This window comes from Salsuginibacillus kocurii DSM 18087, from assembly GCF_000377705.1.
Taxonomy (GTDB): domain Bacteria; phylum Bacillota; class Bacilli; order Bacillales; family Marinococcaceae; genus Salsuginibacillus; species Salsuginibacillus kocurii.
Genome location: NZ_KB898626.1, coordinates 174627 through 193588, shown reverse-complemented (window position 1 = coordinate 193588; position 18962 = coordinate 174627). Strand labels below are relative to the sequence as shown.

The following is an 18962-nucleotide window of genomic DNA, read 5'->3' as shown; positions in this document are numbered from 1 at the left end:
GATCGTAGAGGAGGGAACACGATGAACAAAGGACGCGTTACCCAGATCTTGGGTCCAGTTGTTGATGTGAGGTTTGATGATCAACTGCCTAACATTAACAATGCCCTTGTGGTAAGACAGCAATCGTCCTCTGAGGATACCGTTGACCTTGAAGTAACGCTAGAAGTGTCGCTTCATCTTGGTGACAACCTCGTACGTACGGTTGCCATGGGTTCAACTGACGGGCTCGTTCGCGGCACTGAAGTAGAAGACACAGGCAGCGCGATTTCTGTCCCAGTCGGTGAACCGACGTTGGGACGAGTATTTAACGTACTCGGTGAGACCATTGACCTGAATGAACCAATTCCAGACTCTGAGCGCAGGGACCCAATCCATCGCGAAGCACCTGAGTTCGATCAGCTATCAACACAAACTGAAATTTTAGAAACAGGCATTAAAGTCGTTGACTTGCTTGCCCCGTATGTAAAAGGTGGTAAGGTCGGCCTGTTCGGTGGTGCCGGAGTAGGGAAAACGGTATTGATCCAGGAGCTCATTAACAACGTTGCGCAGGAGCACGGAGGTATTTCAGTGTTCGCCGGCGTTGGTGAGCGTACACGTGAAGGTAACGATTTATACTATGAAATGAGCGACTCCGGGGTTATTAATAAAACCTCAATGGTGTTCGGTCAGATGAACGAACCGCCTGGAGCACGGATGCGGGTTGCTTTAACAGGTCTTACGATGGCTGAGCATTTCCGTGACGAACAAGGCGCGGACGTACTTCTCTTTATCGATAACATTTTCCGTTTTACCCAGGCTGGACAAGAGGTATCTGCCCTCTTAGGACGGATGCCGTCTGCGGTTGGTTACCAGCCGACGCTTGCTACGGAAATGGGTCAGCTGCAAGAACGTATTACCTCAACTAAAACGGGCTCAGTTACATCGATCCAGGCTGTATATGTACCTGCCGATGACTACACAGACCCAGCCCCAGCAACGGCATTTACGCACTTGGATTCAACGACCAACCTTGAGCGTAAATTGACAGAGATGGGTATTTATCCAGCGGTGGACCCGCTTGCTTCTACATCACGTGCACTTGAGCCAGATGTGGTTGGTGATGAGCACTATGAAGTAGCACGCCGTGTCCAGCAAACTCTGCAAAAGTACAATGAATTACAGGATATTATCGCAATCCTCGGTATGGATGAACTATCTGAAGATGACAAGCTGGTCGTACACCGTGCGCGCCGTCTCCAATTCTTCTTGTCTCAGAACTTCCACGTAGCAGAACAGTTTACGGGACAAAAAGGTTCATATGTACCGTTAAAAGAAACCATTAAAGGATTTCAACAAATCTTAGATGGTGAACATGATGACATTCCGGAAGATGCTTTCCGACTTGTCGGTCCAATCGAAGATGTGCTTGAAAAAGCAAAATCCATGGCCTAAGCACGTACGTGTAAGGAGGAGAAAACATGCAGACAATGAATGTCAATGTCGTGACTCCTGACGGCCGTGTGTACGACGGGGACGTCGAAATGGTGAGTGTTCGTGCACAGAGCGGTGAACTTGGAATTTTGCCCCGGCACATTCCGATGGTAGCCCCCCTTGCAGTGGGAGCTGTCCGCTTAAAAGAAGGGAATCGGATTCAGCTGGTTTCTGTTAGTGGCGGCTTTTTAGAAGTACGCCAAGAGCAAGTCACGATACTCGCAGAAGCAGCAGAACTGCCAAGCGATATTGATGTCGCTCGTGCTCGCGCTGCAAAAGAACGGGCTGAACGCCGCCTTGATGCTGCTAAGCAAGATGATGTAGACTTCAAGCGAGCCCAGTTCGCCATGAAACGAGCCCTTACCCGGTTGGAAGTGGCCAGTGGGAGCGATTCATAAAGAAAAAAGCACGAAGCCCGTTGATACGGCTTCGTGTTTTTTGGTTGGCACTGGGAAAGGGGGACGGTTAAACGTCTGAGCTTCTTTGAGAAAAAGGGAGAAAAGGAAATCCGGCAATCGCCTAGCACCGATGAACCTGACTCCAACTCTTGATATAGAGTTGAAAAAAGCTGTCCAGCAAAGGGCAGCTTTTTTGAGGGAGCATAGAGCTCTGAATAGGGTGCTGTGGTAAGAAACGTCCAAATACATGTCGAAATGTCACAGAAATTTGTCGATTTGTAACAGAATATTGTCGAAACGTCCAAATTGAAGCTCATTTCGTCCATTCTTTTGAAAAATCGTCCAATTTGCGCTTTGTTAGCAAACCTCAGCCTAATGTAACCAACTCGATGATAAAGAAGGTTGATATTCGGGGAGTAACTATCTATCCAGCGGGATGAGCTTGTAGACTGCTGAAAAATTCCTCTTGGAAGCACTTCCGTCAAAATTCCGGAGACTACTGCAGGAATAGCAATAGCCGAAGATCCCACAGGGGCGGGGTGGCCCGAGGAAGCTGAGGCATTGCCTGCGGAAAGCAGAGGGATTTTTGAAAGGACATGCCTACTTTTTCAGTGGCTTTGATGAGCTTGAGGTGCAGATCCCGCAGGCAGCAAGGTTTGCTGCAGAGGAAGCTGAGGCCAAGGGCGCGGCAAGCGCCCGCCTGAAGCAATATCATCGCCGCTCTTTAATAAAGAATGTACCTCCTTTTAAAAACTAGCATTTTAATCTCCACATTGTTTTAGTTAATGTGTAACCTTTTTAAATAATTAACGACTGTAAGCATGGAATTGCTATGGAGGCATATACATTACATTGTTTTGATATTTTCCGTGGCCTACCGATGTTTTGATTTTGTCAAATATAATGTTTGGGAAAGTCGATTTTTTTGCGAAATTGTAGTACGATAGGGAAGGTGAGTGAAAACTGTAGATAATTAGGAATTCTGCCTCTTTTATTCTTAGTTTTCATTTCATAACATTGTGATGTATGCGGCATTGGAGGATAGTGCCATGTTTGAAGAAGTTGGCCAGCAAGCGATTGTACATATCGCCGTCAATTTATTGGTGCTTGTTCTCGTATGGTGGAGTTTACAAGCCTTTAAATTTGAACTCTTTGTACGCGATCCAGAAAGCCCGCAAGCGAAAATATTAACTGTATTAGTAACATTAGGATTAACGTATTTAGTCAGTGAATTTTTCCTTGAGTATTTAAACTGGTCTTTAATGCTGCGTTTCCTGTTTTAACCTGTTAAAAATTAAACAGAGAAGCGCATGAACACTGCATGGCCGGTTAGGCTATAAGTAAAGATTGTGACAAAGCGATGCAGGAATTAGTTCCTAAGTCCTGAATCAAAAAAATGTAAGTACTTACGTTTGATATGACATGGAGTCAGGGTAGTAGACATGTAGCGACAAGGTTGTAGAAATAAACGGTTGTGTTATCAGGGGAAAGGTACATGTTGTTCGTTGTTTAACCTGGAGAGGTGAGACAGGACAATATGCTTACTTCCAAAGCCATCCGGGAACAAACACGCAACAAGATCTATCTTTTCCCGCATTACATAAAACATGTAATGTAACGAACACAAACGCACAAATGGGCGGGATAATCTTTACTAAGGCTACACGCTCATCCATTAAATTGAATACGAATAAAGTACGTCGATATTCCTGAAATGCTATGCGAACGCACAAATAAGGCATGGCAACTGAAACCGACTACTGGACGCGGAGGGGAATATGTTGGATAAGATAATTGTACGTGGAGGTCATCGTCTAAAAGGCAAAGTAAAAGCTGAGGGAGCAAAAAATGCAGTACTTCCCGTTATGGCTGCTTCGCTGTTAGCTGAAGAAGGAGAAAGCCATATTTATGATGTGCCGCCGTTAGCCGATGTTCATACCATGAAAAATGTGCTTAACCATATGAATGTTGATGTTTCTTATAATGATGGTGTATTTACTGCAAACGCAGATGGAGTGTTACGCCCGGACGCACCGTTTGAGTATGTGCGAAAAATGCGTGCTTCATTCCTTGTGATGGGACCGCTGTTGGCACGTATCGGCCGTGCACATATTGCACTTCCGGGCGGTTGTGCCATTGGCTCACGCCCCATCGATCAGCACTTAAAAGGCTTTGAAGCCATGGGTGCGGAAGTGGAAATCGGGCAGGGATATATTGAAGCAAAGGTGAACGGCCGCCTGCAGGGAGCTAAGATTTACCTCGACTTCCCTAGTGTTGGAGCCACGGAGAACATTATGATGGCAGCAGCACTTGCAGAGGGTACGACCGTATTAGAAAACGTAGCTGAAGAACCTGAAATCGTCTGTCTTGCTAATTACCTGAATGCGATGGGCGCGAAGGTGCGCGGTGCTGGTACCGGCACGATTCGAATCGAAGGTGTGGAACGGTTAACTGCAGCACCACATACCATTATTCCAGACCGTATTGAAGCAGGAACCTTTATGGTAGCCGCAGCCATTTCTGGCGGCGACGTGATGGTTGAAGGTGCGCTTACGGAACACTTGCGCCCGCTCGTTGCTAAAATGCGTGAAATGGGCGTAGTCATTGAAGAAGAAGAAGAAGGCATGCGTGTGATTGGACCGGATATTTTGCGTCCAACCGACATTAAAACAATGCCGCACCCAGGTTTTCCAACGGATATGCAAGCACAAATGATGGCTCTCTTAACTCAAGCCAAGGGTACAGGCGTGCTCACAGAAACCGTGTTTGAAAATCGTTTCATGCATGTGGAAGAGTTTCAGCGCATGAACTCAAGCATTAAAATTGAAGATCGCTCTGCCATTATTACCGGACCGACCCGTTTGCAGGGAGCTGAAGTAGCAGCTACTGATTTAAGAGCTGGAGCAGCGTTAATTTTAGCTGGTTTAGTGGCAGAAGGTGAGACTCACGTAACGGAACTGCGCCATATTGATCGTGGCTACGTGAATTTCCATCAAAAATTACAGGAGTTAGGCGCTGATGTAAAGCGTGTAGCTGTAGAAGAAGAGTCCGACTGGAACGAAGCTACAGGAACCGGCTCTCATCTTTCGATCGCTGAGAGCGAATAAAATAGCGATAATAAGTAATAAGTATTATTCCAAGTAGAAGCTTCCTTTTTGAAAACCTTGTGCAGGCAAAAAGGAAGCTTTTTTGTATGCAGAAAAAAGTGATAAGAAAATGATGACAGCAACATGTCTATACGGCTCTAGGAAAGCAGTGTTTCTCTCATACATTATGCCTTTTCCCTGCAAATGTTATTAAAACTCTGTAACGCCTATATCATGTCCTCTTTCTTGCATTCTTATTCTTCATAAAGAGTTGAACTTTTCTTCCTCTTAATTGTACGCCGCCTCTTCAGTGCTTCAAGTTTAATCTGCACTATGAAGGGACAAGGAAGAAACGACTCATGATAAATGATGGACATAGCTTATCTTCCTCCAACATAGTTTTAGTAAAAGCAGCCGCAATACACCGTGAAAAACTCCAAAGTTTGGCTTGCCGAAAAGTTATAAAGGAGGCTGAACTCGCTTGTTCAAACGCTCACTAATTATAGGGCTTGGTTTTGCTGGAGGCTTGCTGTTGTTACCATCACTTGTCGTTACGATGGGATCTGATGATGAAGAGATAGAGGAACAACCGGAGGCGGTGGAAACAAGCCAAAACCAAGCGTTCCCTGAAATCGAAGAAACCAGCGAGGAAGAAAGTGATAGTAGCAGTGGAGGAGAAGGGCTAGAACTGGATCTTAAGGTGTATCGAGCAAATACAGAGACTGTCGAGACGGTTCCGCTTGAAACTTACGTTGCTGGCGTAGTCGCTTCAGAAATGCCAGCAGATTTTGAAGCAGAAGCCTTGAAAGCTCAGGCATTAACAGCTAGAACGTATATTATTCAGCAGCTTCTATATGAGGATGCAGTAGATATTCCTCAAGAAGCAGACGTCACAGATACTGATATGCATCAGGTTTATCAATCGAAATCTGAGTTAGAAGAGGCGTGGGCGGACGATTTTAGGTGGAAAATGGCCAGAATCGAAGAGGCGGTTCAGGCGACAGCAGGTGAAATCATTTTGCATGAAGAAGAACCAATTACAGCCTCCTTTTTTTCCACCAGTAATGGGCGTACAGAAAACGCAGAAGATTATTGGGATGAAACCATTCCTTATTTACAAAGCGTAGAAAGCCCCTGGGATGAAGAATCTCCTCGCTTTGAAGGAGAGACGAGGTTGCCTATAGAGAAAGTGGAAGAGCAGTTAAATGTAAGGATAGACAATGGCCAGCTAGAAGATGTCAATGCTAGGACAGAAGGAGAACGTGTCAAAGAAGTTAGTGTCGGAGGTGAAGTCTTCAAAGGGCGGGAAGTCCGCGAAGCGCTGAACCTTGATTCTAGTGATTTCAATTGGCGTGTAGAAGGAGAAGAAGTAGTCATTGAAACAAGAGGTTGGGGCCACGGAGTAGGAATGAGTCAATACGGAGCAGAAGGTATGGCACGCTCTGGCCACACGTATGAAGAAATCATCCATCATTATTATCAAGACGTTACGATCGCTGGATCTGAAACTATAGCTGAAGCCTTGCGAGACCTTGAATCTGTAAATTCGTGACCAAGAAAAATTAGATTTTTTTGTAAAAAATAGATTTTACAGGTATAACATCACCTCACACTGATCAGAATGGTTCGTGAGGTGGTGATACTATGAAAGACGAAGAAAAAAATACACAAGGGTCGGAAAAACAATCCCGAGGAGATGCCATTAAACGATGGGCGAAGAAGCCTTGGTTCTGGCCTGCAGTGTACCTAAGTGCTTGTGGAATTTTGCTTAGCACCTTTTTCTTAGTACAGGACGGAGAGGATCAAGCAGTCGACCCTGCCGATGAGCAGGAAGAAGAGCATGAAGAAGCAGGCAGTGAGGAAGATGAAAGGGAACCAGCAGATGATGAAGACGCAGAACAAGACGCGGTTCCAGTTACAACGGAAGTTGAACAGCTTGAAATGCCGGTAACAGATGAGAGTGAAGTCGAAGTCATTGGTACCTTTTATCATCCAGACAGCTCCACCAGTGCGCAACAAGATGCGCTTGTATACTACAACCAGATGTATTATCAAAATAAAGGCATAGATGTTGCACGTGAAGATGGAGAAGCCTTTGACGTGACAGCGGCTGCCAGTGGTGATGTGGTTAAAGCTGAACAGGATCCTCTTTTAGGCCATGTCGTAGAAATTGAGCACGATGAAGGTTTGGTTAGTGTCTATCAAAGTCTAGAAGACCTTGAAGTCGAAGAAGGCGACAGCATCACTAAAGGAAGCGTAGTTGGCTTAGCTGGACGTAATCTATTTAACAGTGAAGCTGGTATTCACGCTCACTTTGAAATTCGCCATGACGGCCAGGCTATGGACCCAGAAGAGTTAATCGGCGAGCCGCTTGACCAGATCGCTGAAAAGATCGAAGAAGAAGGCGATGAAATAACTGAGGAAGAAATGCATGAAGACCACGAAGAGCTTCCTGAGCCTGAAGAAGACGAAGAAGACGATGAAGTAGAAGAAGATCCAGAAGAAGACGAAGAACTAGACGCTGAAGAAGTAGATGAAGATGAACTGGATGACTGGCTTGAATAGTCATTAAAAAAGGTCTTCCGCCATTTAAGCGGAAGGCCTTTTTCTGTGTGCTTTTCTTTTTTGGAAAGCTTTAACCTTTTTACGACCGCTAGTGGGAACAGTTGTCCATCATCTGCATAATGGCTGAAGGTATCGCAACAGGCTGAAAATCCCATATGCTTCATTATCAAACATAGTTAGCGGCTAGCGAATATGCGCCTGTGGTGAAAGCAGTTTGGCCGAGAACTGGCTTGCAGGGAAGGTGTCATCACTATAAGGAGAAATTAGAGGTGGAGAAGGAAAAACCATAGCATAACGCAATGAAGCCATATTATAGTAGAAAGTTACAAGATTTCAAGAAAAACCATTGACTTTATGTCTGAAAATTTGAAATAATGATATAGAACACACCCTGTTACATAATAATGAGAAGCAGGGAAATAGCAGGTCGTTTTCGAATGGGAATTCGAAAACAGTACTTATAAGCCAAATGATTATAACAGAAGAGAACAGGAGTAGTTAGTGGAAGGAAGAGCTTGAAGCCTAAGAAAATTGAAAGCGGTTTCTTTTCCGATTATAAGTAAGCTCTCCTCCCTCGTTCTAGTCGGCACCTTAATAATGAGCAAAGAACGTTAACGAACAAGTGATACCTAACATGGCAAAACTGTCTACAGGTTCTTAATCCTTAGATAAACATTCAATATAGTGGACATTGGTAACGCAAGTGAATGGGCAGTCCTTAATCCGCGCAAGGTACAGAATTTTACGAAGATAGTGGACTGGGTGACTGTTAACTAAATGAAGCAGTTGTTTTTACATCTGAGGGGATTAGGCTACTTTCAGGAAAGAGAGGTGCAATTGCGTTTCGCTCGCAGTTATGTGATGGAGAGCCTTGTTTTCCTTGCTCAACGCTAGTAAAGCAAGAGTTCTAAGATTCGTCTTTCCCCACTTCATTCATGAGTGAACATATAGTCAGCTTTTACCCGAGCAAATAGCTAAAGTATATGGCAGCAAGAGAAAAGGAGGGTTCTTCATGGGTGTACTTATTGTATTTTGGATATTTGCGATCACGACAGTGGTGCTGACGATTAAATATAAGAAACCAATTTTTTTAATGTTGCCGTTCTTTGCAATGGGAATCTATTTAGTCATCCAGATTGCGATGGTGCCGATGCCGTTCTGGGAAACGGTGCGGTTTATATTTGATTTGAGATAAGAGGGGGGAGAGGCAATGGCGTCAGCCTCAGCTAAAGTGAAACAACGAACAAGCACGGATAATCAGTGTTCTGCTTGTTACAGCGAACATATCATGGTAATTCCGAAAGCGCGTTACATCATCATGACCTCAGTGCTGCCGCTATTCGTAACTGCAGCGATCGCGATTATATTTCATTTGCTATTTTTATTGTTTATTCCAGCTCTTGTTTGGATGAATGTCATGATTGCTCAGCGCAAAGCCCCGCTTGTCGTGTGCCGAGAATGTCGACATACGTCAAAAGGAAGCGTCCCTGTATAAACGCGTATCCTTTCTGCGTAGTTGGTCAATCGGTCTCGGCAACCAACAGAGCTTAAGGTGAAGATATCTCTGTTTTTTATTAAAAGTGGGAAAGCGATAACGTTTAGAGTTTAATATGGTAAAGGGGTGATCCGTATACGGAAGACATCGTACTGGAACGATCTAATTCCAAAAATAAGATGTACCGTTAGAGGAGGTTGATTGGATGAGAAAGATTGAGAAGGAAGTAGCGGATCGTTATTTCAAGACACGTGTCTTACTAATTATAGTGTTTTTGGCAATCGGATTTTTGGTCTCATTTGGAGTAGTTATTTTTGCGGAAACGATTCATGAAAGCGGCGCCTATATTATGGGGATGCCGGCTCATTATTTTATGGGAGCACAGGGGGCGGTAGCGACGTTCATTGTTCTTCTCTTTTTGAATGCGATGATTAATGACCGCGTCGATAAAAAATTCGGCATTGATGAATCCCGGAATGAACAAATCAGCGGAGGCGGCCACGAGCATTAGAAAAGCGAAGACCCTCTCCGGTGGCAAAGCAAGGAAAGAGGGATGCGCGCAGGATGGAAGAAAGACGGCTTTCTACCGCCGGCCGTAGTGGCTAGCTGACCCGCCATTGGCAGACGGTGGGAAAGGAGAAGCTGTGTTAGGAAAGGCAGCGGACTTATCGACGTTATGCGGAGAAAATTATCTGTATGAGCTAACATAACAGGCTACATGTTAGCACTGGTGCCCATCTTGTTGTGCGCTGAATCTATTTACGGGGCGCATGTCAAATTAATATGGTAGCGCTTTTGTATAACGTGATAGGACCGTGCAGTCTTGCGCTTTTTTCAATAGACCTACTAGAACGTTTTGAATGCACGATTATGCTTACATTGAAGCACAAGTGAATACAAGGGGGTAACCTTCATATGGATCAACAAACTTTAGTTTCACTGACACTGATACTTTTAACGTTTGCCCTTTATATTGGTATTTCAATCTATCATCGGGCGAAAGCTACGTCTGACTTTTACGTAGCCAGCCGGGGGATCCCGCCATTCTGGAACGGGATGGCCATTGGCGGAGACTGGATGAGTGCCGCTTCGTTTATCGGGATGGCCGGTACGGTTATGCTGATGGGTTATGACGGTCTGGCTTATATTATGGGCTGGACGGGTGGCTATTTGCTGCTTACCTTTTTGTTAGCTCCTCAGCTGCGAAAGTATGGAAGATTCACAGTACCTGAGTTTATTGGTGACCGTTTTGACAGTAATACGGCTCGTTTAATTGCAGCAATTGCAACGATTATTATTAGTTTTACTTATTTAATTGGGCAGTTATCCGGGTCGGGCGTGGTGATTGGGCGTTTGCTCAGTATTCCGTCCTGGGTCGGGGTTTTAATCGGTGTATTTATTATCGCGATTTATGCCACGCTTGGTGGTATGAAAGGGGTTACCTGGACGCAGGTGGCTCAGTACATCATTTTAATTACGGCTTATATTATTCCAATTATCTTTATGTCTTTGCAAATCACTGGAAACCCGCTGCCGTGGCTTACATACGGTAACGTGGTCGATGAGCTCGGCGCGATTGACCAAGAAATCGGACTGACTGAATATTTCGCACCTTTTGACGAAGGAAGTCGGGCTCAGTTTATCGCTTTGCTCTTTACATTAATGGTAGGAACGGCAGCGCTTCCGCACGTTATCGTTCGTTTCTATACCGTATCCACGATGAAAGCGGCTCGTTGGAGCGGGGCGTGGGCGCTTTTATTCATTGGAATTCTTTATTTATCCGCTCCGGCTTATGCAGCGTTTTCTCGCTTCGTTATTATGAACGATGTGGTGGGAGAGCCACTTGATGATTTGCCAGCCTGGACGGAACCGTGGCTGAATACAGGGTTGTTAGAAGTGACCGCTACAGGCGATCAGGGCGAATTAACGTGGGAAGACTTAATCATTGATGCCGACATTGTCGTGATGGCTACACCTGAAATTGCAAATCTGGGCACATTTGTAATTGGTCTGATCGCAGCAGGTGCAATGGCTGCCGCCTTATCAACAGCCGGTGGTTTGTTGATTACGGTTTCTTCTTCGTTTGCGCACGATATTTATTATCGCCTCGTTAATCCGCAAGCAACTGATGCAAGACGTTTAAAGGCTGGACGGATTGCGATATTTACCGCAACGATCATTGCCGGGCTGTTAGCACTTGACCCACCTGGTGTTATTACACAAATTGTAGCTTGGGCCTTCGGGCTTGCCGGTGGAACGTTCTTCCCGGTACTATTCCTCGGTGTTTGGTGGTCACGTATGAATTCTAAAGGGGCCATTGCTGGTATGCTCGGTGGACTCATCACTACGCTTAGCTATATCTTCTTAGCTATGAACGGCTTTATCCTCTTTGGCATTGAAGATACAGGATCTGGACTCTTTGGAGTTATTGTGAACTTCATTCTTGTCATCGTCGTCTCCAAGCTGACCAAAGAACCGCCGCAGCGCTTGCAAGATGAAGCCACTGACCTGCGCTACCCAGAACAAATGACGTATAAAGATGGCGAGGTATGGATGGATGATGCTTCGGGAAAATAAAGAATTCATGAACAAGGTCGAGAACCATCCGATTTTCAGCGGTGCAACTGCCGCTGAATTTCGGTCGTTGTTAGACCAATGTGAGTTAAATTCATATCAAAAACATGAAAAAGTACTCTATGCCAAATCTCCGCGTGAAGGGCTGTTATTGATTCTTCAAGGCGTGACGGAAGTGTGTGTGCAGACGGGCAGCAAGCGTGAAGACCAGGAAGTGCTGGAGGTACTTGAAAGCGGGGAAATGATCGGCTTTTCCAGCCTCGCAGATTTTCTCGGGGAAGAAAACGCGCACGAAGAAGCGTTTACCGTCGAGGTACGGGCGGTTGAACCAGCCGTTTGCCTGCGGATCCCTTATGAAGTATTAGAAGCAAGGTGGCATGATGAAAATGTGCGCGCTTTTGTGCTTCGGCAAGTAGCAGCGCGTCTTCGTGAGATTTACGCTTCACTTGCTGAACAGGTGAAACTGGCTAATCAGTGGGGAGAAAGCGACCCGTTCATCCGCCGTGTCCAGGATTTGATGAATGAGCCGCCCCTTGCCGTGCGTGAGCATACACCAGTTGATGAAGTGGCGCGGACCATGGTAGAAGAAAGTACCAGCTCGGCCCTTGTCGTTGACCAGGACGATTGTTTGCTTGGCATCATTACAGAAAAAGATCTCGTCCAGCGTGTCGTTTCGGTCGGTGGAAATGAAAAGATGACGGCGGGAGAAATTGCAACAATTGACCCCGTCACCATTCACCGCAATGCGTATTATTATGAAGCAATGTCTACGTTTTTAAAGAATGGCGTCAAGCATTTGCCGGTGACAGATGGATTGAATCCGGTCGGCATGGTCACTCTCTCCGACCTTTTGCGCAAAAAGAACCGGGGGCAGTTTGACATCTTGCAAGAAATTGAGTCTTCGGATGAACAAACCCTGCCAGATGTGAAGAACGCCATTTACAGCGTGCTGCACAATTTGATCGAAGACGAGATGCCGACGCTTCACACAATGGATGTGATCACGACGCTATATGACCGGCTCGTGCGCCATTGCGTGGACCTCGCTGTCGAAGAAGTGACAGCCGTCCATGGCAGACCGCCGGCAGCGTTTGCCTTTTTTCAAATGGGAAGCGGCGGCCGCGGGGAACAATTCTTGCTCACCGACCAGGATCATTTTCTCGTCTACGAAGAAGCGGAAGTAGAGGCGGAGAAAGGGAAAGCGTACTTCACAGCTCTAGGTGAAAAAATTACAGCCTGGTTAGAGCACGCCGGTTATAAGCCATGTGATGGCAATATGATGGCCAGCTTTGCGTCGTGGCGAGGTACGATTACGCGCTGGCAGGAACGCCTGAGAACGTGGGGGCTGCGCGCGACGAATGAAAACATCCTGCTCGGTCATAACTTTCTCTCCTTCCGTTTTTTATACGGAGACGACATGCTCGCCGATCGCTTTAAAGGCATGGTAAATGAACAACTGCAAAGTTCACGCATCTTTTTGTACCGGGCCGCTGAAGAAGAAAAACATAACCCGGTGCCAACCCTGGACCATCCAATACGTGCTTTGTTCCGCATGAAAAAAGAAACGATAGATATAAAAAAGAACGCTCTTTTTCCACTCCACCATTCGCTCCAGATTCTAAGCACGAAAAACGGCATGATAGAAGGTACACCGAAAGAGCGAATTGACTTCTTATTAAAGCAAGGCGTAATCAGTGAAGCATTTGCCGATGAATTACAGTTTGCCTATGAAGTAGTACTCCATATCCGCGTTTCTCAAGGCTGGGCAGCCCACCAGCGCGGGGAGAGCCCTTCTAGCGAGCTTTATTTCCGGCAAATGAAAACACGAGATAAAGAAGAGCTGATTCTCGCGCTCAAAACGATCCGCTCTTTGCAAAACCAGATGCTTGCCTCTTTTGGCATGCAATAGAACGTTCTATAAAACGGGCGGTCACAAGCGGTTCGTTTACGGGAGAAAAGGCAGCTGGGTACAGAGGAGAGAGACTCATGCAGGCAACAGCGACAGAGCAAAGGCTCCGCAGTGAGCTATTGCGACTTTCAAGAAGGTTGAACCGCTGATCCGCAGCAAAGAAGACACGGTGCGAGCAACCGTAGTGCACATGAAGTCGTGCTCGCCCGTGTGCCTGTGGTGAAAGCGAGCCACATTCCAGCTGTTTTTGCCCACGAGGACTGAGGAGACAGCCCCTTCTTAATAAGCAAACGGGCCATTCATAAAAATGACAAATCTATCACCACCGGTTATAATAAATACCGTAGCCTGATTTTTCTTAAAATTAAATCTTGTATCCGTTTACAATAGAAATGTTTCTATGAATAGCCCCGCTATTTAATAGAAGAAACTAGACCAAACACGTCCCACCGCTCACGCCTGTACGGAAACAACCACTATAAGGCTGCGTAGAGGAGAGGTCCAGCTATGATGTTTTGGAAAAAGAAACACCTTCACTATCAATTAGCGTGCGAACAGCCGCTCAACACACCCATTTGCGACCTGTCATTCACTGTCTTCGACACCGAAGCAACCGGATTTGCTGTCGGAGCCAAAGACCGACTCATCGAAATCGGCGCCGTGCACGTCGACGGTCTACGCGTCAGCGACCAGACCTTTCAAACCTACGTCAACCCAGAACGCGACATTCCAGCTGAGATCACCGAACTAACCGGCATTCGAACTGAAGACGTAGCCGAAGCCCCTACCTCCTTTGAAGCAATCGAATCCTTTTACCGATACGTCGAACACTGCAACAGCAGCGGCTGGGTCGGCCACTACCTCGCCTTTGACATCCTAGTCCTAAAAAAAGAACTCCAGCGCCAGAAATACAGCTTCGACGAACCACTCGCCTTCGACACCCTCGACCTCATTGGCTACCTCAACCCATCCTGGGACATGCGCGACCTCGAACACTACGCCCTCAGCTTCGGCACCAACATCTACGAACGCCACAGTGCCCTGGGCGACGCACTCACCACCGCCCATCTCTACGTCGAACTCCTACGCCACCTCCAAGACCGTGGCAAAACAACCCTAGCAGACCTCTTGGATGTAACAAAGAAAGAGGGCGGCCGCGTCCTCCCATTATAGAAGACAAGACGCCGCAAGCGTCCGTTCCCTAATAAGAGGGGGCGGACGCTTTTTTCCATGGGCACTTTGCTGCCGGGCCCAGGGACGGAAGCTTAACGCTTTTGCAAAGGCCAGACCGAGGATTACTAAGCGCAGGGCAGCGGAGCGGACCGAAGCGGCACATCGAGGACGAGAGAAGGAGCTCATACCTCGGCGTGCGGCGTGTCGCGAGGAGGGTGCAGCGTGTCGCGGGAAGAGTGCAGCGTGAAGCGGGAAGAGTGCGGCGTGTCGCGAGGAGAGTGCGATGTAGTGTGATGGACCGGCCTTGCGCAGAGTCCCACCTGTGTTGCGCAGTCACGGATTCCTGCTTGCATCAGTTGTGGAGTGCCGCCTCTCGGTTGTGGAGTGAGTCCCCCGGGTCGTGGCGTGCGGTCTCTCGGTTGTTGCGTGCCGTCTCCTGGTTGTGGCATGACGTCTCCCGGTCACGGAGTGCCGCAATCAAGTTGCGGCGCGCCTCTTGCTGGTTGTTGGCTGACGCCGCTCTTGACGGGAACTCCCGCCATAGTCTTGTAAGTCGGTGGAATAATTGCGGTTCGACGGGCATATGGTTGGGAGTGGCGCTCAACATTTGCTCTAAACGTCTCGAGTGAGATTGAGCGTTTATTTCCAGGCGGTTATGACCAGGCAGTGCTTTGTCTGCCTGGTGGTGGGAGCGCGTTCCCATCAAGTTTTGGCCGCGGGCTTTCGTCTGTATTATCCGTGCTGCTGTCGGCTTCTGTTGAACAACGTAGCTATAATAAAAAAAAGAAGACAAATTTTTAAGGAAATTTCAATTTATCTTGTCCGGCGGTGAAAGTGGGATGGTGAGCCGCTTCCGGGCTGCAAGTCGCTTGTCCCTAAGATGAGACGTGCTCGTCCTTCTTTTCTAAATTAAAAGGGAGCTGGTATATCTTCGTATCTCGGCTAATAAAATGTAGCAAGTCATCTAAAGCTGCTTAGGGAGGCGAGGGGTGTGCACGACTACATCAAAGAGCGAACGATCAAGATTGGAAGGCATCTCGTGGAAACCCGGAAGACGGTGCGGACGATTGCGAAGGAGTTCGGTGTGTCAAAGAGCACCGTTCATAAGGATATGACTGAGCGTTTACCTGAGATTGATCCCGACTTGGCGAATGAGGTCAAAGTGATTCTTGAATATCATAAATCGATTCGGCATTTGCGCGGGGGCGAGGCGACAAAGGTAAAGTACCATAAGTCGAAGGGGGAGTTGGCGAAGATGTGAGTAGGTAGGCAAGCCAGGGCGGTATAGATACATGAGATGGCGCGACCTTATCATCAGAATGGACTGGTGGTGGGTCGTTTTTTGGTGGGGAAAATGAGGCGGAAGGCGTGTGTTGCTTTCGGCAAAAAGGTAAAATGAAAGTATACATGGATGTATGGGGAGGGGGAGGCGACGTGCACATATTTGCTCATCGCGGTGCTTCTTATACGCACCCGGAAAATACGATAAGTGCGTTTAATGCAGCGGTAGAGGCTGGAGCAGAGGGTATTGAATTGGATGTCACTCTGTCTAAAGATGAAGAAGTTGTTGTTATTCATGATGCCACGCTTGAGCGTACGACTAATGGCAGCGGGTTGGTGGCTGAGCACACGGCTGAAGCCTTGGCGCAATTGGATGCGGGGGTGTGGTTTTCTAAAGAGTTTAAGGGTGAACCGCTCCCTTTTCTGGGCGATGTGCTTGAATGGATGAAAGCAAATCAGCTCATAATTAACCTGGAATTAAAGGGAGGGATGGACCGTGTCTACCGGTTAGCAGAGCGGGTTATAGATGAAATTGTGAAGTCCGGTGTGGCGGCGGAGCGCTTTGTGTTATCTTCCTTTTTTCATCCGGTGCTCTCAGATTTAAGACAGAAGCTGCCGGGAAGTGAGGTAGCCCCTCTTGTGGTGGCTGGTTTATATAAACCGGCTTTTTATCTTGATGTGGTCGGGGCGGACGCTTTGCATGCAAATGTACTTACGATAACAAAAGATGAGGCGCGGGGGCTTTGGAAAAAAGGCTATCAAGTGCGGCTGTTTACGATAAACGATCCTACCCTGTTAAAAGAGTGGTTTATCGAAGGTACGGTTTCTCTGATGACAGATATGCCTGCTGAAGCGGTGCAAATAAAACAGGATCTGTGCAAAGGGAAATGAAAAATACCGGGCTTCTCTGCAGGTGCAAAGCGCTGAGGGGGACTCCAGGTGCGCTGCGGAGAGGAGGCAAGGCTACATCATGCAAAATAAAGTCCAAGGTACTACGTACATCTAGGGGGAGCGGGCAGCCTGAAGCGACCATCAACAAGCTTAAAAAACGGTCACACTCCCTCTTCTGCTTAAGCTAAGCTATTTTGAGCGCATCGGTTTAAAGCAGGCACAACTTTTTGATAAATTTTTGCAAGAAGTGCCAAATGTTATTTTGGATAGCGTGGAGTTGTGATAGAATATAGAGCTAGATACGTCTTTTGAATTTGAAGAGAAATTCTTATTTTCACACGCTGAAACGTATAAAAATAGCTTGTTTTTCCTAATTTCGGCAAATTTATAGCCTATACTTTCCGGTAGGGGCGTATACTTGCTGTGAGCTTTCGTTTTTCTGGCCGATTGTTTATGGCAGAAGGCGGCAATGGTTGGTCGCAAGGCAACGCAGCCAGGTTTGCGCTAGTAAGCAGTTGTCTTCATAAAGGAAGACGTACAGCGATTTACCGAAGTCCATCAAACGAATTAACATATTTCACCAGTCTAAATGAACATACTACAACAAATGAGCCGTAGCAGGCCGACGTCACGCAGCAGAGACAAAACATTCAAGCAGCGGTTGAATAAGAGCGGCTTAACAGGAAGCGAGCATTTTTTAAACAGGGAGGACATCACGCATGTTTGGCAGAGATATTGGAATTGACTTAGGTACCGCAAACGTTTTAATTCATGTAAAGGGAAGAGGGATTGTTCTAGATGAACCAGCAGTTGTGGCTGTGGACAGCCAAACAAGTAAAGCGCTGGCAGTCGGGGAAGAAGCCTTTAAGATGGTAGGACGGACCCCTGGAAACATTCTTGCTCTCCGGCCGATGAAAGACGGAGTAATTGCCGACTTTGATTTAACTGAGGCGATGCTTAAGCATTTTCTTGATAAAGTTAATGTCAAAGGGATGTTCTCCAAGCCGCGCATTTTGATTTGCTGCCCCACTAATATCACCTCCGTCGAGCAAAAAGCGATTCGTGAAGCTGCTGAAAAGAGTGGCGGAAAGAACATCTTCTTAGAAGAAGAGCCAAAGGTGGCGGCTGTTGGGGCCGGCATGGATATTTTCCAGCCAAGCGGTAATATGGTCGTAGACATCGGTGGTGGCACGACAGACGTAGCTGTTCTATCGATGGGCGACATCGTAACTGCTTCTTCCATCAAAACCGCCGGGGATCAGTTTGACCTCGATATCTTGAATCATATTAAGCGGGAATACAAGCTCTTAATCGGGGAACGAACAGCTGAAGACATTAAAATGTCAGTAGCAAGCGTTTCTCCGCGCGGCCGCAACGAAGAGATCGATATCCGCGGGCGCGATATGGTAAGCGGCCTGCCGCGGACCATCACCATTACATCTGAAGAAATTTACCATACCTTGAAAGAGTCAGTTTCACATATCACCCATGCGGCCAAAACGGTGCTCGAGCAGACTCCGCCTGAATTATCAGCCGACATCATCGACCGCGGCGTAATCATTACCGGTGGTGGTGCCCTGCTCCACGGCATGGATGACCTCCTATCCGAAGAACTTAAAGTTCCGGTCATGGTCGCCGAAGAACCAATGCACTGCGTCGTAAACGGCACCGGCATCATCCTAGAGAACCTAGACAAAATGTCCAACAAAAAAGTAAAAATTTAAAAGAAAAGCGGAAAGCGGCGTTTAGGGGCGTCAAGCATAAGACGCGCGGCGCCAAAGTCGCTTTTTGACTTTGAAGGCGAGCGGCTTATGACCTCAAGCCCCTGCCGCTAGGAGCTGGACAGAAAAGCGGAGGCGCTTTGCTCAGAGGCGACAAGTTTTTCAGCACCTGCGTAGAGGAGCTTGCTCCTCGGAGTCTGGGGCAGAAAAATCCTCGAGCCTCTAGGCGCCGCAGCTAGACAGAAAAGCGGAACGTGCTTGGTTAACGACGCAGAGCCCTTCTCTCCCCCCGAGGAGGCTGTCGCCGCCGCAGAGTGGGAGAAAGGGATCTCAAGTCGTTAGCACGTGAAGCTAGACAGAGAAAAGCGGAAAGCGGCGTTCAGGGGCGTCAAGCATAAG

At 47.2% G+C, this 18962-nt stretch carries 17 protein-coding genes; all 17 read left to right on the top strand.

The genetic code is table 11. From position 1 onward, the window contains the following. The first annotated feature begins 21 nt into the window (after positions 1 to 21). On the top strand, positions 22 to 1431 hold the full coding sequence (gene atpD / locus D469_RS0109545; protein WP_018923166.1) for a F0F1 ATP synthase subunit beta: 1410 nt from the start codon (positions 22 to 24) through the stop codon (positions 1429 to 1431). A gap of 26 nt (positions 1432 to 1457) precedes the next feature. Further along, positions 1458 to 1868 carry a F0F1 ATP synthase subunit epsilon gene (locus D469_RS0109540; protein WP_018923165.1) on the top strand — a complete coding sequence of 137 codons (411 nt, stop codon included), beginning with the start codon at positions 1458 to 1460 and terminating at the stop codon, positions 1866 to 1868. Positions 1869 to 2454: 586 nt separating this feature from the next. After that, a complete protein-coding gene (locus D469_RS22070) occupies positions 2455 to 2625 on the top strand; it encodes a hypothetical protein (protein WP_018923163.1) in 171 nt (56 codons plus the stop codon). A gap of 292 nt (positions 2626 to 2917) precedes the next feature. Continuing rightward, positions 2918 to 3151 (top strand): DUF1146 family protein, encoded by a 234-nt coding sequence (locus tag D469_RS0109525; RefSeq protein WP_018923162.1) that lies wholly within the window; start codon positions 2918 to 2920, stop codon positions 3149 to 3151. Positions 3152 to 3649: 498 nt separating this feature from the next. After that, on the top strand, positions 3650 to 4975 hold the full coding sequence (gene murA, locus D469_RS20100; RefSeq protein WP_040606760.1) for a UDP-N-acetylglucosamine 1-carboxyvinyltransferase: 1326 nt from the start codon (positions 3650 to 3652) through the stop codon (positions 4973 to 4975). Between the two features lie 460 nt (positions 4976 to 5435). Next, positions 5436 to 6506: a stage II sporulation protein D gene (gene spoIID, locus D469_RS0109510; protein WP_018923159.1), complete on the top strand. Its 1071-nt coding sequence runs from the start codon at positions 5436 to 5438 to the stop codon at positions 6504 to 6506. A gap of 92 nt (positions 6507 to 6598) precedes the next feature. Then, entirely contained in the window at positions 6599 to 7519 is a 921-nt protein-coding gene (locus tag D469_RS0109505; protein WP_018923158.1) for a stage II sporulation protein SpoIIQ, read from the top strand. Between the two features lie 1012 nt (positions 7520 to 8531). Further along, positions 8532 to 8714, top strand: a complete 183-nt coding sequence (locus D469_RS0109500) for a hypothetical protein (RefSeq protein ID WP_018923157.1) — start codon at positions 8532 to 8534, stop codon at positions 8712 to 8714. Positions 8715 to 8729: 15 nt separating this feature from the next. Continuing rightward, positions 8730 to 9014 (top strand): hypothetical protein, encoded by a 285-nt coding sequence (locus D469_RS0109495; RefSeq protein WP_018923156.1) that lies wholly within the window; start codon positions 8730 to 8732, stop codon positions 9012 to 9014. Between the two features lie 205 nt (positions 9015 to 9219). Continuing rightward, entirely contained in the window at positions 9220 to 9525 is a 306-nt protein-coding gene (locus D469_RS0109490) for a DUF4212 domain-containing protein (protein WP_018923155.1), read from the top strand. Positions 9526 to 9929: 404 nt separating this feature from the next. Continuing rightward, complete coding sequence (locus D469_RS0109485; protein WP_018923154.1) at positions 9930 to 11591, top strand: sodium:solute symporter family protein; 1662 nt, start codon at positions 9930 to 9932, stop codon at positions 11589 to 11591. Further along, positions 11554 to 13497: a DUF294 nucleotidyltransferase-like domain-containing protein gene (locus D469_RS0109480; RefSeq protein WP_240473328.1), complete on the top strand. Its 1944-nt coding sequence runs from the start codon at positions 11554 to 11556 to the stop codon at positions 13495 to 13497. The genes D469_RS0109485 and D469_RS0109480 overlap by 38 nt, the downstream gene beginning before the upstream one ends. Positions 13498 to 14004: 507 nt before the next feature. Then, on the top strand, positions 14005 to 14670 hold the full coding sequence (locus D469_RS0109475) for a 3'-5' exonuclease (protein WP_018923152.1): 666 nt from the start codon (positions 14005 to 14007) through the stop codon (positions 14668 to 14670). Between the two features lie 991 nt (positions 14671 to 15661). After that, a complete protein-coding gene (gene spoIIID, locus D469_RS0109470) occupies positions 15662 to 15931 on the top strand; it encodes a sporulation transcriptional regulator SpoIIID (protein WP_018923151.1) in 270 nt (89 codons plus the stop codon). Positions 15932 to 16104: 173 nt separating this feature from the next. Continuing rightward, on the top strand, positions 16105 to 16842 hold the full coding sequence (locus D469_RS0109465; RefSeq protein ID WP_018923150.1) for a glycerophosphodiester phosphodiesterase family protein: 738 nt from the start codon (positions 16105 to 16107) through the stop codon (positions 16840 to 16842). 423 nt (positions 16843 to 17265) lie between these two features. Continuing rightward, positions 17266 to 17460 (top strand): hypothetical protein, encoded by a 195-nt coding sequence (locus D469_RS22065; RefSeq protein ID WP_156816959.1) that lies wholly within the window; start codon positions 17266 to 17268, stop codon positions 17458 to 17460. Positions 17461 to 17561: 101 nt separating this feature from the next. Then, entirely contained in the window at positions 17562 to 18566 is a 1005-nt protein-coding gene (mreB, locus tag D469_RS0109460) for a rod shape-determining protein (RefSeq protein WP_018923149.1), read from the top strand. Positions 18567 to 18962 lie beyond the last annotated feature (396 nt).